Annotated in this window: 23 protein-coding genes, 1 tRNA gene and 2 riboswitches; of the genes, 7 read left to right on the forward strand and 17 right to left on the reverse strand. The window is 41.2% G+C overall.

Annotated features, from left to right (window positions below; all coding sequences use genetic code 11):
* Positions 1 to 14: 14 nt before the first annotated feature.
* Genes gcvPB through gcvT form a run of 3 tightly spaced genes read right to left on the reverse strand, consistent with a single transcriptional unit; the run spans position 15 to position 3925 of the window.
* Positions 15 to 1472, reverse strand: a complete 1458-nt coding sequence (gene gcvPB / locus CKW02_RS11290) for an aminomethyl-transferring glycine dehydrogenase subunit GcvPB (RefSeq protein WP_003216118.1) — start codon at positions 1470 to 1472, stop codon at positions 15 to 17.
* Positions 1465 to 2811: an aminomethyl-transferring glycine dehydrogenase subunit GcvPA gene (gene gcvPA, locus CKW02_RS11295; protein ID WP_003215566.1), complete on the reverse strand. Its 1347-nt coding sequence runs from the start codon at positions 2809 to 2811 to the stop codon at positions 1465 to 1467. The genes gcvPB and gcvPA overlap by 8 nt, the downstream gene beginning before the upstream one ends.
* A gap of 16 nt (positions 2812 to 2827) precedes the next feature.
* Positions 2828 to 3925, reverse strand: a complete 1098-nt coding sequence (gcvT, locus tag CKW02_RS11300; protein WP_003215703.1) for a glycine cleavage system aminomethyltransferase GcvT — start codon at positions 3923 to 3925, stop codon at positions 2828 to 2830.
* Positions 3926 to 4029: 104 nt separating this feature from the next.
* Positions 4030 to 4126: riboswitch (glycine riboswitch) on the reverse strand.
* Between the two features lie 3 nt (positions 4127 to 4129).
* Positions 4130 to 4237: riboswitch (glycine riboswitch) on the reverse strand.
* 250 nt (positions 4238 to 4487) lie between these two features.
* Between gcvT and CKW02_RS11305 the strand changes: the two genes are divergently transcribed.
* The 4 genes from CKW02_RS11305 (at position 4488) to sinR (ending at position 7701) form a co-directional block, all read left to right on the forward strand.
* Positions 4488 to 6158 carry a DEAD/DEAH box helicase gene (locus tag CKW02_RS11305; RefSeq protein WP_095117842.1) on the forward strand — a complete coding sequence of 557 codons (1671 nt, stop codon included), beginning with the start codon at positions 4488 to 4490 and terminating at the stop codon, positions 6156 to 6158.
* A gap of 14 nt (positions 6159 to 6172) precedes the next feature.
* Positions 6173 to 6970, forward strand: coding sequence for a YqhG family protein (locus tag CKW02_RS11310; protein WP_003217448.1), 798 nt, complete (start codon positions 6173 to 6175; stop codon positions 6968 to 6970).
* 182 nt (positions 6971 to 7152) lie between these two features.
* The gene (locus CKW02_RS11315; RefSeq protein WP_003217357.1) at positions 7153 to 7317 is read left to right on the forward strand and encodes an anti-repressor SinI family protein; all 165 of its coding nucleotides are present in this window, start codon (positions 7153 to 7155) and stop codon (positions 7315 to 7317) included.
* Between the two features lie 33 nt (positions 7318 to 7350).
* Complete coding sequence (gene sinR / locus CKW02_RS11320; protein WP_095117844.1) at positions 7351 to 7701, forward strand: transcriptional regulator SinR; 351 nt, start codon at positions 7351 to 7353, stop codon at positions 7699 to 7701.
* Between the two features lie 53 nt (positions 7702 to 7754).
* Here the strand turns inward: sinR and tasA are convergent, their stop codons facing one another.
* Genes tasA through tapA form a run of 3 tightly spaced genes read right to left on the reverse strand, consistent with a single transcriptional unit; the run spans position 7755 to position 9764 of the window.
* On the reverse strand, positions 7755 to 8555 hold the full coding sequence (gene tasA / locus CKW02_RS11325) for a biofilm matrix protein TasA (protein ID WP_003217403.1): 801 nt from the start codon (positions 8553 to 8555) through the stop codon (positions 7755 to 7757).
* A 57-nt stretch (positions 8556 to 8612) separates the two neighbouring features.
* Positions 8613 to 9185 carry a signal peptidase I SipW gene (gene sipW / locus CKW02_RS11330; RefSeq protein ID WP_003217306.1) on the reverse strand — a complete coding sequence of 191 codons (573 nt, stop codon included), beginning with the start codon at positions 9183 to 9185 and terminating at the stop codon, positions 8613 to 8615.
* 51 nt (positions 9186 to 9236) lie between these two features.
* On the reverse strand, positions 9237 to 9764 hold the full coding sequence (gene tapA, locus CKW02_RS11335; protein WP_003217325.1) for an amyloid fiber anchoring/assembly protein TapA: 528 nt from the start codon (positions 9762 to 9764) through the stop codon (positions 9237 to 9239).
* A gap of 299 nt (positions 9765 to 10063) precedes the next feature.
* Here tapA and CKW02_RS11340 point away from each other — a divergent pair, with 299 nt between their 5' ends.
* Entirely contained in the window at positions 10064 to 10342 is a 279-nt protein-coding gene (locus CKW02_RS11340) for a DUF3889 domain-containing protein (protein ID WP_003217457.1), read from the forward strand.
* Positions 10343 to 10375: 33 nt separating this feature from the next.
* On the opposite strand, the gene CKW02_RS11345 is transcribed toward CKW02_RS11340, so the two are convergent.
* From CKW02_RS11345 to CKW02_RS11385, 9 genes are all read right to left on the reverse strand, one after another.
* Positions 10376 to 10570, reverse strand: a complete 195-nt coding sequence (locus CKW02_RS11345; RefSeq protein ID WP_034620826.1) for a YqzE family protein — start codon at positions 10568 to 10570, stop codon at positions 10376 to 10378.
* Positions 10571 to 10629: 59 nt separating this feature from the next.
* Positions 10630 to 11013: a competence type IV pilus minor pilin ComGG gene (locus CKW02_RS11350; RefSeq protein WP_003217479.1), complete on the reverse strand. Its 384-nt coding sequence runs from the start codon at positions 11011 to 11013 to the stop codon at positions 10630 to 10632.
* Complete coding sequence (comGF, locus tag CKW02_RS11355; protein ID WP_226803663.1) at positions 11010 to 11540, reverse strand: competence type IV pilus minor pilin ComGF; 531 nt, start codon at positions 11538 to 11540, stop codon at positions 11010 to 11012. Before comGF ends, CKW02_RS11350 begins: the two co-directional genes overlap by 4 nt.
* Entirely contained in the window at positions 11449 to 11766 is a 318-nt protein-coding gene (comGE, locus tag CKW02_RS20605; protein ID WP_003217390.1) for a competence type IV pilus minor pilin ComGE, read from the reverse strand. The genes comGF and comGE overlap by 92 nt, the downstream gene beginning before the upstream one ends.
* Entirely contained in the window at positions 11750 to 12196 is a 447-nt protein-coding gene (gene comGD / locus CKW02_RS11365; RefSeq protein ID WP_003217424.1) for a competence type IV pilus minor pilin ComGD, read from the reverse strand. The genes comGE and comGD overlap by 17 nt, the downstream gene beginning before the upstream one ends.
* The gene (gene comGC, locus CKW02_RS11370; protein WP_003217322.1) at positions 12189 to 12482 is read right to left on the reverse strand and encodes a competence type IV pilus major pilin ComGC; all 294 of its coding nucleotides are present in this window, start codon (positions 12480 to 12482) and stop codon (positions 12189 to 12191) included. Before comGC ends, comGD begins: the two co-directional genes overlap by 8 nt.
* A gap of 16 nt (positions 12483 to 12498) precedes the next feature.
* Positions 12499 to 13539 carry a competence type IV pilus assembly protein ComGB gene (gene comGB, locus CKW02_RS11375; protein ID WP_003217311.1) on the reverse strand — a complete coding sequence of 347 codons (1041 nt, stop codon included), beginning with the start codon at positions 13537 to 13539 and terminating at the stop codon, positions 12499 to 12501.
* The gene (comGA, locus tag CKW02_RS11380; RefSeq protein WP_003217401.1) at positions 13520 to 14590 is read right to left on the reverse strand and encodes a competence type IV pilus ATPase ComGA; all 1071 of its coding nucleotides are present in this window, start codon (positions 14588 to 14590) and stop codon (positions 13520 to 13522) included. Before comGA ends, comGB begins: the two co-directional genes overlap by 20 nt.
* Before the next feature lie 177 nt (positions 14591 to 14767).
* The gene (locus CKW02_RS11385) at positions 14768 to 15640 is read right to left on the reverse strand and encodes an STAS domain-containing protein (RefSeq protein WP_003217438.1); all 873 of its coding nucleotides are present in this window, start codon (positions 15638 to 15640) and stop codon (positions 14768 to 14770) included.
* A 98-nt stretch (positions 15641 to 15738) separates the two neighbouring features.
* Here CKW02_RS11385 and CKW02_RS11390 point away from each other — a divergent pair.
* Positions 15739 to 15809, forward strand: a tRNA-Gln gene (locus tag CKW02_RS11390).
* A gap of 54 nt (positions 15810 to 15863) precedes the next feature.
* Here CKW02_RS11390 and CKW02_RS11395 read toward each other — a convergent pair.
* Positions 15864 to 16244 carry a Spx/MgsR family RNA polymerase-binding regulatory protein gene (locus CKW02_RS11395; protein ID WP_003217382.1) on the reverse strand — a complete coding sequence of 127 codons (381 nt, stop codon included), beginning with the start codon at positions 16242 to 16244 and terminating at the stop codon, positions 15864 to 15866.
* A 212-nt stretch (positions 16245 to 16456) separates the two neighbouring features.
* Here CKW02_RS11395 and CKW02_RS11400 point away from each other — a divergent pair, with 212 nt between their 5' ends.
* Positions 16457 to 16699 (forward strand): DUF2626 domain-containing protein, encoded by a 243-nt coding sequence (locus tag CKW02_RS11400; RefSeq protein ID WP_003217440.1) that lies wholly within the window; start codon positions 16457 to 16459, stop codon positions 16697 to 16699.
* Between the two features lie 244 nt (positions 16700 to 16943).
* Here CKW02_RS11400 and CKW02_RS11410 read toward each other — a convergent pair whose 3' ends face one another.
* Positions 16944 to 17582, reverse strand: coding sequence for an MBL fold metallo-hydrolase (locus CKW02_RS11410; RefSeq protein WP_003217463.1), 639 nt, complete (start codon positions 17580 to 17582; stop codon positions 16944 to 16946).
* Positions 17583 to 17702 lie beyond the last annotated feature (120 nt).

Genomic DNA, 17702 nt, shown 5'->3' on the forward strand with positions numbered 1-17702 from the left:
TGAGTCTTTTTTCTTTATCTTTCAAAAACGAGAACTGGATTCCGGGCAGCCTTTGTTTCGTCCATTCGTTTGACGACCGTTGTATGCGGCGCTTCCTGCACGACTTCTGGATTCTCTTCCGCTTCTTTTGCAATCTGAATCATCGCTTCGATAAAGGCATCAAGTGTTTCTTTTGATTCTGTTTCAGTTGGTTCAATCATGATGCATTCCTCTACATTGAGCGGGAAGTAGATCGTTGGCGGATGATAGCCAAAATCAAGTAATCGCTTGGCAATATCCAGTGTGCGTACACCTAATTTTTTCTGACGTTTACCTGAAAGGACAAATTCATGCTTACAGTGACGGTCAAATGGCAAATCGAAATGAGTACTTAAGCGGCGCATCATATAGTTCGCATTTAACACGGCATTATCAGTGACAGCCTTTAAGCCGTCTGGGCCCATAGAGCGAATATACGCATATGCTCTGACGTTAATGCCGAAGTTACCATAGAACGGCTTCACTCGGCCAATTGATTCTGGTCGATCATCATCGAAGTAAAAGCGGCCTTCTTTCTTCACAAGCACCGGCTTTGGCAAGTACGGAATCAAATCCTTTTTTACGCCTACAGGACCTGAACCAGGGCCTCCGCCTCCATGTGGACCTGTAAAGGTTTTATGAAGATTTAAGTGAACGACATCAAATCCCATATCCCCCGGTCTTGCTCTGCTCAAAACGGCATTCAAGTTCGCTCCATCATAATAAAGCTTGCCACCAGCTCCGTGAACGACTTCAGCCATTTCTAAAATATTTTCTTCGAATAGGCCGAGTGTATTCGGATTCGTCAGCATTAAAGCCGCAGTTTCTTCATTGACAACACGGCGCAGGTCCTCTAAATCAACAAGCCCATTCTCATCAGATGCGACGGTAATGGTTTCAAACCCAGCCACTGTCGCAGATGCTGGGTTCGTTCCATGAGCAGAATCCGGCACAATGACTTTTGTTCGTTTATGATCTCCTCTTGCTTCATGGTACGCACGGATCATCATGAGTCCTGTCCATTCCCCGTGTGCCCCTGCCGCAGGCTGTAATGTCACAGCGTCCATCCCCGTAATTTCTTCAAGATGATCACCTAGATCATACAGCAATTCTAATGCTCCCTGCACAGTGTCTGCCTCTTGTAGTGGATGGACTTGCGCGAAGCCTGCAAGGCGTGCAACCTTTTCATTAATCTTTGGATTATATTTCATTGTACAAGAGCCAAGAGGATAAAATCCGGAATCGACCCCGTGATTACGTCTTGATAATGCTGTATAATGACGCATAATATCAAGCTCAGATACTTCAGGAAGCTCAGCATCATCATGACGGATATACGTGTCATCAAATAAAGCTGGGATCTCCTGTTCAGGTACATCTAAATCAGGCAGGCTATAACCAATTCTTCCTTCTTTGGATAATTCAAAAATAAGCGGCTGATCTTGTTTATTCATGGCGATCCCCCAATTCCTTCATGAACGTATCAATTTCTTCTTTCGTTCTTAGCTCTGTCACGGCGACAAGCATGTGATGTTGAAGCTCTGGGAAGTCTCTCCCTAAGTCATAGCCGCCGATGATTCCTTTTTCAAGCAATCGTTTATTGGCTTCTTTTACAGGTTCTTGTAATTTGATGACAAATTCATTGAAATGGGCCCCTTCTACATCAGCAAGCAGTCCATATGCTTTTGCCTGCGTCTTCGCATAGTGGGCTTTTTGTACGTTTTGATACGCAATGTCTTTGATGCCTGTTTTTCCGAGTGCTGTCATGGCAACGGAAGCGGCTAATGCATTTAATGCCTGATTCGAACAAATATTGGACGTCGCTTTATCTCTCCGAATATGCTGCTCACGCGCTTGAAGGGTTAGTACAAACCCACGAACACCATTTTCGTCTTCTGTCTGCCCGACTAAACGACCTGGCACTTTTCGCATCAACTTTTTCGTCACAGCAAAATATCCGCAATGCGGCCCGCCAAACGCTGCTGGAATACCAAACGGCTGTGCATCACCAACGACAATGTCTGCTCCAAGTTTTCCTGGCGGCGTCAGTAACCCGAGTGCAAGTGGATTACTAGAGACAACGAACAGACTTTTCCCTTTATGCGCAATAGGTTCAATGTCTTTTAACGGTTCGACGACACCAAAAAAGTTTGGATATTGCACAAGAACTGCTGCTGTATCTTCGCAGACAGCCTTTTCTAATGCTGCTAGGTCCGTCTGCCCTTTTTTCGCAGGCACTTCAACAACTTCGATGTGCTGTCCTTTGGCGTATGTTTTTAGCACGGCTCTTGCTTCAGGGTGAACCGTTTCAGAAACAACCACTTTTTTCTTTTTTGTATGTCCAGCAGCTAGCATTGCCGCTTCAGCTAATGCTGTCCCGCCATCATACATCGAGGAGTTAGCAAGATCCATACCTGTCAGCTCAGCAATCATTGTTTGAAATTCAAAAATGGCTTGTAGTTCACCTTGCGAAATCTCCGGCTGATAAGGTGTGTATGCTGTATAAAATTCAGAACGTGAGATGACATGATCCACAATGACAGGCTGGTAATGATCATATACACCGGCACCAAGAAACGATGCATAGGAGACCGTATCTTTATTCTTTGCAGCTAATCGGGATAATTCCCTTACAAGCTCTGTTTCAGATGCGGCTGCTTTAATGTTGTATGCTCCTTTAAATCTCACTTTTTCTGGGATATCTGAAAAAAGCTCATCAATCGACTGAACGCCGATGACATCCAGCATTTCTTTTTGATCTTGCTCGGTTTGCGGCAAATACCTATGCTTCATCCTCTATTCCCCCTCGTTATTTGGCTCTTTTATAAAATGGTGTTGCGACGATTTTCGCTTTTAGACGTTTTTTGCGAACTTGTACTTCTATCTCTGTTCCAAGCTGCGCCTGAGAAGATTCAATTAAAGCAAGCCCGACATTTTTCTTTAATGTTGGGGACTGTGTGCCCGTTGTGACTACCCCAATCTGCTTTTCTCCTGAAAAGACCGGATAGTCTGTGCGCGGAATCCCTTTATCTATCATTTCAATGCCGACAAGCTTTCGCTTCGGCCCTTCTTCTTTTTGCTTCTTGAGCGCTTCTTTGCCAATAAAATTGGCTTCTTTATCCGTTTTGACAGCAAAGCCAATCCCGCCTTCTAATGGAGAGATATCCTTTGATAGCTCCTGCCCATAAAGCGGAAGTCTTGCTTCAAATCTCAAGGTGTCACGTGCACCGAGCCCGCACGGTATTAATCCTTTTGGTGCGCCTGCTTTTAATAAAGCCGACCAAATGTGGACCGCATCTTCTGACTGGCAATAGATTTCAAAGCCGTCTTCTCCTGTGTAGCCAGTTCTTGAAACAAGCACCTCTTTTTGAGCAACCTCAGCTCTTGATAAAAATGTAAATGGCTTGAGCGATGTCACTTCTTCATCCGCCACATCTTTCATGATGTCAGCGGCAAGAGGTCCTTGAAGGGCTAGCAAGGCGATTTGATCAGAGACATTTTGGATCAATACGTCGTTCTCACCTTGATGCTGAAGCAGCCACTCCACATCTTTTTCGATATTTGATGCATTAATGACAAGCAAATAATCGTTCTTTTCTTTTTGGTAGACGAGCAGATCATCCACTGTCCCGCCATCTTCATAGCACATGGCTGTATATAGTGCCTTGCCGTCTGTCAGCTTAGACACATCATTGGTTAATAACCTTTGTAAAAAAGGAAGGGCATCTTGACCTTTGATTTCCACCTCACCCATGTGAGACACATCAAAAAGCCCTGCCTTTGTTCGAACAGCTTCGTGCTCTTCTTTAATGGAAGAAAATTGGACAGGTAATTCCCAGCCCCCGAAGTCAATGGTTTTTGCGCCAAACGTTTCATACGCATGAAAAAGCGGTGTTCGTTTCAACATCAATCGTTTCCCCCTTTTTTCTTTCAGTGCAGATCACAAGCTGAATTTTCAGAAAAAAATCACAGCAAAAAAGGACAGAGCGCTCCCTTTTATCAAAAAGAAGTCTCTGTCCTTGCACCTGAAAGTTTACAGCACAACATCATTGTGCGTTTTCCCCTTTGGTGGTTTGCTAAAAAAACGATGAGCAAACACTCTCCAGAGTTGCGTCCGGTAAGAGTACTTTTGCCTGAGAGATTCACTGAAACGAATCAGCTTGCTCCTTCGGCGCCTGCCAGTGCTAAATAACCGCCAAGTCTCTCCCCATACCATCATCCGCTCATATTCTTCACATTTATTGGACATACTATCAAAATGGGTGACTTATTTGCTAGATCACTTACCAACATCCTACCATTAGAAACGGATGAAGAGCAACAGAAAAATCATTAACATTTTTTAAACAACCATTCATTATCGTTCGCTTTTATTCAAATATCTAGTCTTTTCAAGACCTCTTAAAAAATGAAGCGTTTAAATACAGAACAATTTTATCCCCAACCTACTAGAAAGGCAGGCGACCACATTGAATATTCAAACGATTTTTGATCAGGATTGGGCAAGTGAATTTCAGCAGCGGCTTGCAGCAGACGGCCCCTGGGCGAACTGGGAAATGTACCGTTTAGCGACGCAGGTCCAAAAAGTCACAGCCATTGATTCATTTGAAGGACTGCAAGCTCCTGCCCATCTGCCTGCATTCACGCCTTTAAAACATCAGCTTGAAGTAGCCAGAAGAGTCGTAGAAGAGATGAACGGAAAAGCCATTTTAGCAGATGAAGTGGGACTTGGAAAAACCGTAGAAGCAGGACTTATTATCAAAGAATACATGATTCGTGGACTTGCCAAAAAAATTCTCATACTCGTCCCCGCCTCTCTCGTATCTCAATGGGTACAGGAGCTGCGGACGAAATTTTATATTGATGCTGTCGAACAAAAAAAGAGCTACGTGTGGGAGCAGTGTGACGTCGTGGTTTCCTCCATTGATACAGCCAAAAGGCAGCCGCATCGAGACACTATTTTATCCATTGCCTACGATATGGTCATTATTGATGAAGCACACAAACTGAAAAACAATAAAACGAAAAACTATGAATTTGTGAGAAATCTAAATAAGAAATTCTGCTTGCTGCTGACAGCGACGCCTATCCAAAACCGTATTGGAGAAATATTTAATCTTGTCTCCCTTCTGAAGCCAGGTCACCTAGGGAATGAACATCAGTTTAAAGATGTCTTTGCCAAAAAGGATTTACAGCTAGAAGACCATGATCGTTTAAAACAGCTTGTGAATAAAGTGATGATTCGTAACCGAAGGCAAGACACGGGCATTGAGTGGACAAAACGGCATGTCAAAACGATTTCCATTGATTTCTCTCCGACGGAACAAGCATTATATGATGAAATCTGCAAGCTGAAAGAGAACCCGTCCTATACTAAACACATGTTTTCCATCATGACCTTGGAACGAGAATGCTGTTCAAGTCGCGAGGCGGTCTATATGACAATTAAAAAAATGCAGGAAGATGAAAAACATATCCTTGGATCCTCTGCTATAGCGCAAATTATGGAGAAAATCAATCAAGTGCAGCAAAACACAAAGGCGCTTGAAGTCGTTAGGCTTATTCAACAGTTAAATGAAAAAGTCATTATTTTCACCAAATACCGCGCGACACAAATTTATTTACAATGGTTTCTTCAGCAAAATGGCATCAGCTCCGTTCCTTTTCGGGGCGGCTTTAAGCGGGGCAAAAAGGATTGGATGAAAGATTTATTTAGAGAACGGGCGCAAGTGTTAATTGCTACAGAAGCCGGCGGCGAAGGAATCAACCTTCAGTTTTGTAACCAAATCATCAACTACGATCTTCCGTGGAACCCGATGCGTTTAGAACAGCGGATTGGACGTATCCACCGCCTTGGACAAGAGCGAGATGTCCACATTTACAATATGGCAACTAACGGTACCGTTGAGGAACACATCTTAAAGCTTTTATATGAAAAAATTCAGCTGTTTGAAAACGTCATTGGCGATCTAGATGATATTTTAACGCGAATCGATATCAAAGATGCCGAATCAGAACTGCATCAGATTCTCTTTCAGCACGAATCAGACGGTGACATGAAAAAGAAATTAACTCAGTTTGCTTCCTATTTAACAGAAGCAAAAACACCGCTTTTAGAAAAAAGACAGCAAGGCTCATAAAGGAGAGTTGATCAATGAAGCAGCGTGACATACATACCTTTCTTCTCCGTTTCTTTCAGGCAAATCAATGCGACATACTAGAAGAAAGTGCTGGACATATGACCGTACAACTAACCATCGATATGGATAAATTGATTATGAACCGCCCTTTTTATTGGCACTGGCTTGAAAAAACTGGTGGTGTTCCGGAGCCGCGGCAATTGACCCTCATCACCGATCAAAAAAAAGTGGATGATACCATTGAGGGTGAATTTATCCACTTCGGCTCCCCTCGTTTATTTCAAATTTTCGAAGCTGTCAAACAGCAGGGCCGATTTATCCGTCTCTATGAACGAGTCACCCCTCTCATGGCCAACCAGATCGCACTCGAGCCCTGGCTTGGTCTCAATGTGAAAATTTCTTATCTCGCAGATCGAAAGAAGGATAAGCTTTTATCACTAGGACTTCATCTAATACGCGGAGAAGTCGTTGAACAATTTCAAGAAAAGCTGGAAACCCGTGAGCTGTCATCTCAAATTCCCGATTACTGCTTTACGATGAGTACAATGATCAAGCCAGAAAGCGGCGTCAAACGGCTCTACAGTTTAATGGAGCATTACGCCCATGAGGAACCAGATGATTGGGCGGTAAGAGCTGTTCAAAAATGGAAAGAAGACACTGAACTTTTAAACCAATTTTATGAAGGGACTTCAGACACGTCTGTAGAATATGAAATAGAAAGACAAGCACTCAAAACTTTATACGAACCAAAAATCAGTCTAACGATTGAAAATGGCGGACTTTTTTACTTACAGCAAAAAAGAGGAGGTTGACCTATAGGTCCCCTCCCTTTCATGTGACGTACAATTTTCGATCAGCCAAAAGCAACGTTTGTCTGTTTGTATTGGGCGGAAAAATGACGCAAGCAAACTATGAGGTCTTACCACCTGTGTCTTTCCATTTCATGCGTTAAGTGCCTGAAATACATGATTCAGTATTTTAGGAGGGTATTTGTATGGAAAAGAAAACGAACATATTAGACAGTGAATGGGTTCAATTATTACTTGAAGCTCGTAAAGCAGGGCTAACAGTAGAAGAAGTCCGTCAATTCCTCAAATCAAGTGAAAAGTCCTCTGAGTCTCACCCTCTGGTAAGAAGTCATTCTATCAAACCTTTCTGAATGTGCTATAATATCGAAAGGAAGGTGATGACATTGATTGGCCAGCGTATTAAACAATACCGCAATGAAAAAGGCTACTCACTATCAGAACTGGCCGAAAAGGCTGGGGTAGCGAAGTCTTATTTAAGCTCAATAGAAAGAAACTTGCAAACAAACCCCTCCATTCAATTTCTTGAAAAAGTCTCCGCTGTTCTGGACGTCTCGGTTCATACACTGTTACACGAAAAAGATGAAACCGAATACGATGGTCAATTAGATAGTGAATGGGAAAAACTAGTTCGAGATGCAATGACATCAGGGGTTTCGAAAAAGCAATTTCGTGAATTTTTAGATTATCAAATCTGGAGAAAAAAAGCAAGAAGAGGAGTAAAGCGCACATTTTAGCGCATACTCCTCCAATTGCTATGCAGAACTTGATATCAGTCTAAAGACTGACTTTATTTTTTATCTTCGCTGTGTGCTTTTTCGTTTTCTTTCACGTAGCCTTTTTCATCCGTATGCTTTTTGGGATTGATCGTTAAACCATTCCACTGAGTCGCTTCGAAGGAAAGATCAATTTGAATCGCATCGCCTTGGTATTTATTTTGGATATAGTGACCAGCTTTATCCTTCGTCTGGTCATTGACAAATTCAATGATCATTTCCATTTTATCGTAATCAAACGGGTTCTTTGGTATGCCGTCATACTCTGGAGCCACTGTTCCATCAACAGTTGCTACATTAATCTTCCCACTTTCATGTAAAAACTTCTCATCGACGGCATGACGAAGCTTTTCAAATGCAGTCTGATCCTGTTTTGCCGTTAGTTCATGCAAGTCAAGCAGGTTTGCAGCATCTAAGATAATATTTTTCGGATAACCATTTCCACCTTCGGCTCCAACCGTCAGAACACTCACCTGAAACTGACTGAGAAATTCTTCAGCTGTATTCTTACCGCCATTTTTCGAGGAAGCTCCATCTTGAAACTGGCTGTAATCAAGACTCATCAGCACTTGATTGATCGCAAGTGATCCTTTATTTTCAAAATTAAATTCTTTCTTGATGCGATCACCAGGTTTTAAGTTTGAAAGGTTGATGGCGCCGGAGTTCTCTTTTGCAGATAAATCCAGCTCTCCTGTCGAGTAGACCGCATTTGCCGTTTCTACATCGTTAAACGCCGCCCATGTCCCCCCACCAATTAATGCCAGGCCTAAAGCCCCTGATAATACACCTAAACGAATTGATCTTTTCTTTGCCATGAATGAACCCCCTAATAAATTGTTTTATTGAAACCTAATTAGGTTACAAACGAAAATTTAAGCTTGTTCCTCTGACATCTGTAAATCGGCCGTGTGTCTTCGGTGTTTTGCAGCGCCTACAAAATGAAGAGTCGAATAAACGAGCAGCATCACACCTGGTATAATGAGCAGCAACGCGGTTCCAGCCGAAGTCCCTGCATACGAAAGAAGCTTTCCTGCATATGGAATGGTCACACCCGTATACTGCGCAGCCACCTGATCCGCTTTTACTAGCGTGCCGTCCTGATACATATTGTGGTCACCTTTCGTCTCAAAGGCTTTATTTGCTCCCTTTCCTTTCACCCCAACAATTCGGTGGGTCACATAAGACTGGTCCTGCTTCGTTTGAAATGTGATAATATCCCCTTTTTTAAGTGCCTCCGGTGAAGTCACTTCTTTTACGACAATGAGTGAGCCAGTCGAAAATTCTGGTTCCATTGAGCCAGATAATACTTGCTTGAATTGATAACCGAAAATTTGAGGATCTCCCCCTGTAGTTCTTGATGACAATACGACAATAATACATGCAATCATCACCGTGAACACCACCACATAAAGAATACTTCCAGACATCTTCATCCATTTCTTCATGACCTCTTCTCCCCTTCGCCTATCATTGTTTCATTTAGAAGACAGCTCCATTTAGGATGCCTTTTCTTGACACTTTGCGAGCTGCATATGTTTAGACCATATAAATGCTTCTCCAGATCCTTCAAAACCTTTAGGGTAATAGATTTTAAACACATAGATTCCATTCGTTTTTGCTTTATCTGTCGTGACAGTCGTTGTTTGTTGAGAAAGAAGGGACTGTATAGAGCCTTTTTCAAGAATATGACCATCTTGTAACGGCTTCTGCTCACTTTTCACTTTATGTAATTCCCATTTCCATTCAGAGTGTGCAATAGGTTGTCCACTATTTTTTAATGTCATGCTCAAGCTTTGAGGCGCGCAGACTGTTCTTTTGATCATCGTTTGATCAATGAGCTCCAAATGACTTCTATCCCATTTGGAAGTCTGACAATGCTGGTCCGTCTGTTCAAAATTTTCGCATGTTTTCATGACAAAATTTGAGTGCTCAATATCGTTAAAAGAAGCGTTCGTTTTTGAGATCAAGAGTGACGTGAAAATCAAACAAATGGCACAAAAAAGTACAAAGAACGACTGTTTCATTCATTCTCCAACTCCTTGAACGATTGTTCTTTAATAAGAACGATTACATACAGTATAAGGAAATACCTATAAAACCCAAAACGTCAAATTAGTCCATTTTGTTCTTAAACAAGAATGATTACGAGAAAATTCTTCCATTTTCTCATTCTTTCGCCGTATTCAATATTTTTTTGTGTGACATTTGTACTTCTTAAAAATTTACATAAAAGTGCAGCATTTGGTCAGAATAATAGCAGGTGAGGTGATGTGAAGTGAAATATGGAAAGATGATAATCATGCTCAGTTTACTGTTGGGTCCTATGATACAAGACGCCAATCCTGCGGATGCGAGAGGTTTCACTGCCGCCGCAGATCAATGGGAAACGCGGGCAGTCAAAGAAGCAAAGAAACGATATCCGCTAACGCAAGTCTTATTCAAACAAAAAGTATGGGACCGTCATCGTGAGAAGGAATCTGTGAAACAGTATCATATTACGTTAAAAGACCACACCAAAGAATTTGGGGTATTTGTCACTATTTCTTATAACCCTTACTCAAACAAGGTCAATAAAGTGATTGTTGTGGAAGAATACAGCTAATGGGGCATAAAAAAACCGCCTGCTGGCGGCTTTTTACTTTTGTCGATGTCGCTTACGTTTTTTTAGCATCATTGAAAACCCAAACGGCAGAACCCCAAATAAACGCTGTGAAAATGGCGGTTTCGTTTCCATTCTCTCTTGTTTATGTTCTTTCCGTTCGTCACGTGGTGTATTCATATATTTAATGATTTCCTGTGTCATATATTTTACATAGTCATTTGTTTTCAAGCACATTCACCTCTTCTTTCTTCAAGTGTTACCAGGAAGAGGATCATTTTATACACTGGCTATTCACGGTTTGCCCATTTCATGATTTCACGGGTCTTCCAATTCAGCACGAGTTCCCGTTCATCTGATAAACCATCTTTTGTTTTCACCCTGACTAACATGTGGATACGCTTTTTCTTTTGATCGCATGTTATCTTCTTTAATGTCACGCGGCCTTCTTCAGTGTGAATATGAGTTTGCTGCTGTTCACACAAACGATGGAATGTACGGGCAGCTTCACTCGCACCCACCCTGAAAAGCTGCTGTTTTTTATAAAACGAAATCGTCAGCTCTGCACTTCTCAGCTCTTTTTGAAACCCTATCGTCATCGCCCCTAGGATCAAGAGAAAAAATAGAATTGCAGCCAGTACATGCGGATAGATAAATCCTCCTTCCCTTTTCACGATGTAGGAACCACCCCTTTATATATGAAAAAAACAGCTTCATACACCTTACCAGACTCATCTGTGACTTTAAGGATAGCTCTATGCTGATTTGTTCTCACGCGAAATTCTTTCACCTTTTGCAATAAAGGGAGATGGCCTGCTTGATCCATTCGCTTCCGAAGCATCTCTTGATATGGCTCAATCGTTACGACTCGCCCTTGATCAGATACATACTCTAACGCTTTACCTCCTTGCACCGATCGAACAGCCGTTGCTCGGCTTAATTCCTCATCTAATTGCAGAACAGTCTGTTTCCACTCCATTTGCGAAAATCGGTTAATCTCTTCAAAAGGACGGGCTTTCTCAGCTGTAGAAAAGATCAGTACACAGCCAAAAGAAAGGAACAAAAATAGCTGCAATTGCCATAAAGCCTGGACAAAGGTAAAACCTTGTTCACCGTTCAGCAACCTGGTGAAAGCATATGGTCTGCTTTTTTTGTATGTTGTATGATACACATCCCTTCTCTTTACTCCAATTGAATACATATGTGATGTCGCCTCGCTTCTTTTTGACAGAAGATTTTGTACCCTCTATGAACGATTCATTCATCTGTTCATGCAAAATTTGATAAGCCTCAAGTTTGGCTCTTACTTCATTTTTCCCTATTATGATTTTTTCATAGGCCGGCATAAGCACAAGGGCTGCAAATAGGAAGATATGACAAGCAAACAGCGCTTCTATCGTACTAAACCCTCTATTGCTTTTGAACATGGATTCGCCCGCTTCCTAAATAGATCGTGAGCTTATACGTTTGACTGCCAAATTGAATGATGAGAGACCCGCCGCTGCTTGGATGTCCGTTTACATTAAAATAGATACCTTGTGGAAATGTAGAAGCCTGAATGCTTCCCTTTTGTTGCTGAAAAGAAGCAATGACTTCGCCATCCTTTTGATCGATTACTTGATACGATACATGTGGCGGATGGAATTCAACATATACACGTGTTTTTTTGACAAATGCAGTATTAGCAGCCAATTGAAAATCTTGTTTCATGATGTTCACTTGTTTTTTGGCTTCAGCGTCTTCTATTAAATTTGGGATTTTTACTCCTATGATCGACAATAGAATCGATAGAACCAGTAAGATCATTAGCTGTTCTATGAGGGTAAAACCCTTTTCATGAAAAATTAATTTATTCATGCTTCACATGGCCGTTTTGAATGACAATTGCTTTTCCATTAGGACACGTTAATCCCTTTTTAACATAGCCTTCTTTTTCTAATTCAGCTAAAGATGGTGTCTTGCCATCGTGCTCTAATTCATATGCCATCACCTGAGTGCTCACCATTGATTTAAGCCCTTCACAGCCCTTTGCTTGAATCGTTTGGTGGTGACGAGTAATATTCGGAATGGTAATAAGTAAAAGAATCGAAATCACAAGCATGACAATTAACATTTCTAACAGAGTAAATCCTTTATCATTCATGTCTTTGCCCTCCTCCTTACACTTGCTCCATCAGTTGATACATTGGTAAAAGAATAGATAAATACACAATGAGTATAAGAATTGCCGTCAGTCCATAGATAACCGGCTGCAGCCACGACATCCATTTTTCAATTTTCAGCTCTGCATTCTCTAATAGAAATTGACTGTACGTGTACATTTCTCTTGCAAGCATCCCGCTCGCTTCACCATGCTCGATGACGGCTGCAAAACGTTTTTCAAAAAAAGGAGACAGGCTCACTTGATGTGCCATTCTCTCTCCTTTTCTTAACTCTTCAATCATCTGTTCTGATATTTCTTGAAGAAAGGGTAAGTAGCTTTGCTGCTTAAAAGCTAGCAAGCTCTCATACATCGATAATCCAGCCTGAAGCAGTCCGCTTAACTGTAGAGAGAAAAGATACGTATGCATCAGCCGCATTCCTTTATATAAAAAAGGAAACCTGCTGATCACCCTCAGCTTCTCAAGGGTAGATTTTTTCCTAAAAAAGAAAGCATAGTATCCAGTCAGACAGATACACACACAGCCGATGAGGAGGAGAGATACATGCAGCAATTGAAAGAGTCCAAACATACCTTGAATCAGCCATGACATTCGGGTATCCATCGAGGAGTACAAGAGAGAAAATTGAGGAATAATCATTTGCTGAACGAGTATGAGCACGATCAAAACTGTAAAGATGAGGAAAATCGGGTAACGTAATATGCGTTTAAACGTATCTACCTGTTTAATTTTTTTCTCTAAAAACCGTGCGCTTTGTTCAAGTGCTTTTGCTAGACTTCCATGCTTTTCGGAGAAGCTTAAAATGGCGATGACTTCCCGCTGAAAATGGAGTCTTTCTAGCACCACATAAAAAGGCTCCCCTTCGAGCAGCCACTGAATGCCCGGTGCTAATTGTTGCTGCTGCTTGTTCGACAACTGGATATTCAACATCGTTAATGCCTCAATCAGTGTATATCCAGCCTGAATCAATTGAGCAAGTTTTGATAGACATTCCGCTTGATCCTTTTTAGACCATGCTTTAGAGGCTTGCTTCTTCATAAACCCAGCGATGATAGGTGTTTTTCGATAAATAGCCTAGTGCCACTCCTTTACGAATTAATCTTTGCAGTGTTTCATATGACGAGTGAGCATATTCTCCTTTAGCCTCCTTGATACACTCACGAAGCTCCTTTCCGAACAGCAGTTCAAATACATTTGTTCGTCTGACCGGTCGATTTAATTTACAGTAAAGCTGGCATGTTTCTCCGCAAAAAGGACAGGTGAGCTCGATTAATCGCTGCGCAGCAATCGCCACCATCGTTTGTTCGAGTTCATTCATCGTGACACCAAATTCAAGCATACGATAAAGGGCTCCTTTTGCATTTTTCGCATGGAGTGTACTCATCACTAAATGGCCTGTCAGTGCTGCTCTAATTGCCGTTCGAGCCGTTTCAGCATCTCTTATTTCTCCTAGCACAATCATATCTGGATCATGTCTTAAAATAGCGCGTAATCCTGCGGCATATGTGATACCGGCTTTTTCATTTACTTGAACCTGCAGCACTTCTTCATTTCTCGTTTCCACAGGATCTTCAAGTGTAATAATATTTCTGTTGAAATTCTTTTTTGCAAACTGGATCAATGAATAAAGGGTTGTTGTTTTCCCTGAATTGGTTGGACCGGTAAATAAAATGAGCCCATGCGAATGATTCAAAAATGATAATAACCTGGTGGAGGCTTTCGGAAATAGTGACAGATGTTTTATTTTTGGAACATGATCCTGCGGTAATATTCTAATCACTAAGCTCTCATCATTTACAGTTGGTAGGGTAGACATCCGAATAAACACCTGACCCCTTCTTAGCATCACAGCTAATGACCCATTTTGCGGTCTCCGTTTTTCTCCGATATCCATGGATGATAAAAATTTAAAATGAGCAATGAGCCGCTCGCCGCTTTTTTTATCAATGGTTCGCTGCTGAATTAAATCTGAGTCTACGCGGAAAGATACCGACGCTTTCTTTTCCTTTGGAACAATGTGCACATCAGATGCTCTCATGCGGCATGCTTCTTCTAGCAGCTCTTGTCCCAAGTATTCAATCCCATACAAATGGTCCACTCCCTTCTCTGACCATATTGTAAGTCAGAGGAACCTGTCTGACAAAAGAGCAATTTATCATTTTAATGCCTAATCAATCGAAAAAATCATCAGCTTGCGATGGAAAACGTGGTTTTTTAAAAAAGTGCATATAAAAAAACCTGACTTTTACAAGTGCAGGTTTTTTAGTCATGTGGCTTCTTGCGGCTGTTCTTCAAAAATACGAAATCCTCTTTTTTCCAAGGCTTTTGCAAGGCTGTGTTCTGTATTTACTTTTGAGAAATCAATGCCGAGTTTCACAACGGTTTGAGCAATTTCTGGGCGGATGCCTGAAATAATCGTCTCAATGCCTAGAAGCTTCGCACTATCCACCACTTTAAACAGCTGATAAGCAACCATCGTATCAACGATCGGTACGCCTGATATATCAATAAACAAATGCGTTAGACGCAGTCTTGAAGCCTGTTCTAGCACGGATTCCAAAATAATTTTGGCCCGGTACGTATCAATCTCCCCGATGAGCGGCAAAATTCCGATTTCCTTTGAAACTGGAATAACAGGAGCACTCAGTTCCTGAATCATCTCTCTTTGTGCATTGAGCTGACTCAGTGTCACGCGGTCGTATTCCTCTGATAAACGCTCGATCATATCATCAAACGTTGAATGAAAATGCTGATTCCACCCGCATACATCTTGGAGCGTCACTTCAAGCTCAGTTTCTAGTATGAATTTCTCGATTCTCGAACAGAAAATCTGACGAAATATCTTAAATTGTCCAATGATTTCATATAAAGGCACTTCGTGAACGGCTCGATCACGTGCGATATCAACAGACCACTTTTTCAAATGATTTTCTACTTTGTCTGACAGCGTCACAAGCGTTGCTGCAATGGTTTGAATAAACGCTGTGTTCTGTTCCTTCAACTTCATTTCCGTTTCCTCTGAAGCATGTTTGGAATATAATGAGCCTTCTTCTGTTCTTGTTTTCAGCCATTCTTCGGTCATGACGGGGGCTTCTTTTAGGATAAATTCATATAATTGCTTAGATTTTTCATTTTTCATTTACTTCTTCCGCTCCTTTTTCACTTAAAACTCGTGACATACAACTTTTATGTATAAATGACCGCAGATGGTGAACAATATCATTACACGTTTGATATTGGGCTATAGCCAAGTGGTAAGGCAATGGACTTTGACTCCGTGATCGTTGGTTCGAACCCAGCTAGCCCAGTTCAGCACAAAAACGAAGACGGCTGAAGCATGTTTCAGCTGATCTTCGTTTTTATTAGGAAACTGATTGATGTATCGCTTTCTTTTTTGATAATTTCATGAGTTCGCCTGGATTATAGCCTACTACTAATTTATTTCCATCAATGATAATTGGTCTTCGGAGCAGTTTTGGTTTTTCAATAAGAAGCTGAAGAACCTCGTTTACTTTTAAATCATTAATATTTAAATTTAAGCTTTTAAAAGCCTGACTTCGTGTGGCTAAAATTTCATCCATTCCTTCTGTTGTTAAGGAAAGGATCTTTTTTAATTCTTCTAGTGTTGGCGTTTCTCTGAAAAGGTGACGCTCTTTAAAATCAATTTGATTCGCCTTTAACCAATGTTTTGTTTTGCGGCAAGACGTGCAGCTCGGGTATGAATAAAAAGTAATGTCACTCATTAGTCTTCCTCCTTAGGTCGTTAACCTTTTCTCTTATGGAGTAAGTACCCTCATGTATTTCAGCATAAACACGTTTTGATCACTTTTTCAAAAAAATTTTTCTACTCGTAAAATAAATGTTCACACGTTGTCAAAAATGTAAATGTTTACATAACAAGTGGTGATCAGCTATAATATGAATCAAAGGGGTTTTTTTAAGGGGAGGGAAAGAAATGAATCGCATGTTCCGCGTGCTTGGCTTTTGGACGGGTATTTTTGCTGTCATGTTCTATTTAGGGCATATGAAAGATGCATCGTTGCTGTTCTTCGGTCAAACCGTTCTTTTTGTATTTTTATCCTACTTGAATTTATCCGAAAGAATGTATATTTACATTTTCGGAGCGTACTTGACGATTTTCTTTGCCGGATTTACATATTATTCGATTTTCATCATGGTTCCCGGTACCGGACATTAATTGAAAAAAAGCATCGCTATAAAAAGAGATGCTCAGATTGTTGACAAAGGGCTAAAATGATTTTATTTTAGCCTTTTGTCTTCTTTTCAGCGTGATAGAAAACCTTTGAAGTCTAGGAAGGACGAGCATCGGAGCGGAGCGAATTTGACATTCGTGAGCACCGAAGCGCAGACCTGACAACGAATGCGAGGGTTTGTCTACACGCTGAGCATCTCTATAAAAAGAGATGCTTTTTTTCATACGTTTAAAGAGAAAAGCCATTGATAAATGGATTTTGTTCCTGCTCCGTAAGTACAGTGGTTTCTCCGCCATGTCCACTTAAAACAAGAGTTGATTCTGGTAAAGACAATAATTTGTTATGAATTGATTGAAGCAGCACTTCTTGACTGCCCCCTACTAAATCTGTTCTCCCGATGCCGCCTTCAAATAGCGTGTCACCAGAAATCACAAATCCTTCTTCCGCCGAATAGTAAGACACACTGCCTGGTGAATGCCCAGGAGTGTGGAACATCTCTAATGTAAACGATCCAATTTGAAGAGTTCCTTCTGACGTAATTAATTTTTCAGCTTCTTTGACCGTAATTCCATTTCCAATCAATCGAGCTGAACCGTTTAATTCAGCGTTCGTGAGCCATTCTTTTTCATTCTCGTGTACATAGAGTGGCACTCCCCACTCTGCGCGCACTTCATCTGCGGCACCGATATGATCAAAATGAGCATGTGTCAGTAAGACCGCAAGCGGTGTGAGCTGTTTTTCTTTTACATAGGAAATTAGCTTTTGTGCTTCACCGCCTGGATCAAAGATTAAACATTCTCCGTGCTCATTTTTCCAAATATACGCATTCGCTTGTACATAGCCTAGTGGCATTCTTCTCCAATTCATTTTCATCACCTACTTTATTCATTCTTTTTTATTATGAAGGCTACACAATAAAAATTCAAACAATCGTCAACTGGAATCTACTCGACAAGCTTTATGAAAACGGTTAAAATGAAAAGAAAG

Source organism: Bacillus pumilus (assembly GCF_900186955.1).
In the GTDB taxonomy this organism is placed as follows: domain Bacteria; phylum Bacillota; class Bacilli; order Bacillales; family Bacillaceae; genus Bacillus; species Bacillus pumilus.

Coding starts and splice junctions, on each gene's coding strand:
- gcvPB (WP_003216118.1), bottom strand. CDS start 1,472: ATGAATAAACAAGATCAGCCGCTTATTTTTGAATTATCCAAAGAAGGA.
- gcvPA (WP_003215566.1), bottom strand. CDS start 2,811: ATGAAGCATAGGTATTTGCCGCAAACCGAGCAAGATCAAAAAGAAATG.
- gcvT (WP_003215703.1), bottom strand. CDS start 3,925: ATGTTGAAACGAACACCGCTTTTTCATGCGTATGAAACGTTTGGCGCA.
- CKW02_RS11310 (WP_003217448.1), top strand. CDS start 6,173: ATGAAGCAGCGTGACATACATACCTTTCTTCTCCGTTTCTTTCAGGCA.
- CKW02_RS11315 (WP_003217357.1), top strand. CDS start 7,153: ATGGAAAAGAAAACGAACATATTAGACAGTGAATGGGTTCAATTATTA.
- tasA (WP_003217403.1), bottom strand. CDS start 8,555: ATGGCAAAGAAAAGATCAATTCGTTTAGGTGTATTATCAGGGGCTTTA.
- sipW (WP_003217306.1), bottom strand. CDS start 9,185: ATGAAGAAATGGATGAAGATGTCTGGAAGTATTCTTTATGTGGTGGTG.
- tapA (WP_003217325.1), bottom strand. CDS start 9,764: ATGAAACAGTCGTTCTTTGTACTTTTTTGTGCCATTTGTTTGATTTTC.
- CKW02_RS11340 (WP_003217457.1), top strand. CDS start 10,064: ATGATACAAGACGCCAATCCTGCGGATGCGAGAGGTTTCACTGCCGCC.
- comGF (WP_226803663.1), bottom strand. CDS start 11,540: ATGTATTCAATTGGAGTAAAGAGAAGGGATGTGTATCATACAACATAC.
- comGE (WP_003217390.1), bottom strand. CDS start 11,766: ATGTTCAAAAGCAATAGAGGGTTTAGTACGATAGAAGCGCTGTTTGCT.
- comGD (WP_003217424.1), bottom strand. CDS start 12,196: ATGAATAAATTAATTTTTCATGAAAAGGGTTTTACCCTCATAGAACAG.
- comGC (WP_003217322.1), bottom strand. CDS start 12,482: ATGAATGATAAAGGATTTACTCTGTTAGAAATGTTAATTGTCATGCTT.
- comGB (WP_003217311.1), bottom strand. CDS start 13,539: ATGAAGAAGCAAGCCTCTAAAGCATGGTCTAAAAAGGATCAAGCGGAA.
- CKW02_RS11385 (WP_003217438.1), bottom strand. CDS start 15,640: ATGAAAAATGAAAAATCTAAGCAATTATATGAATTTATCCTAAAAGAA.
- CKW02_RS11395 (WP_003217382.1), bottom strand. CDS start 16,244: ATGAGTGACATTACTTTTTATTCATACCCGAGCTGCACGTCTTGCCGC.
- CKW02_RS11400 (WP_003217440.1), top strand. CDS start 16,457: ATGAATCGCATGTTCCGCGTGCTTGGCTTTTGGACGGGTATTTTTGCT.
- CKW02_RS11410 (WP_003217463.1), bottom strand. CDS start 17,582: ATGAATTGGAGAAGAATGCCACTAGGCTATGTACAAGCGAATGCGTAT.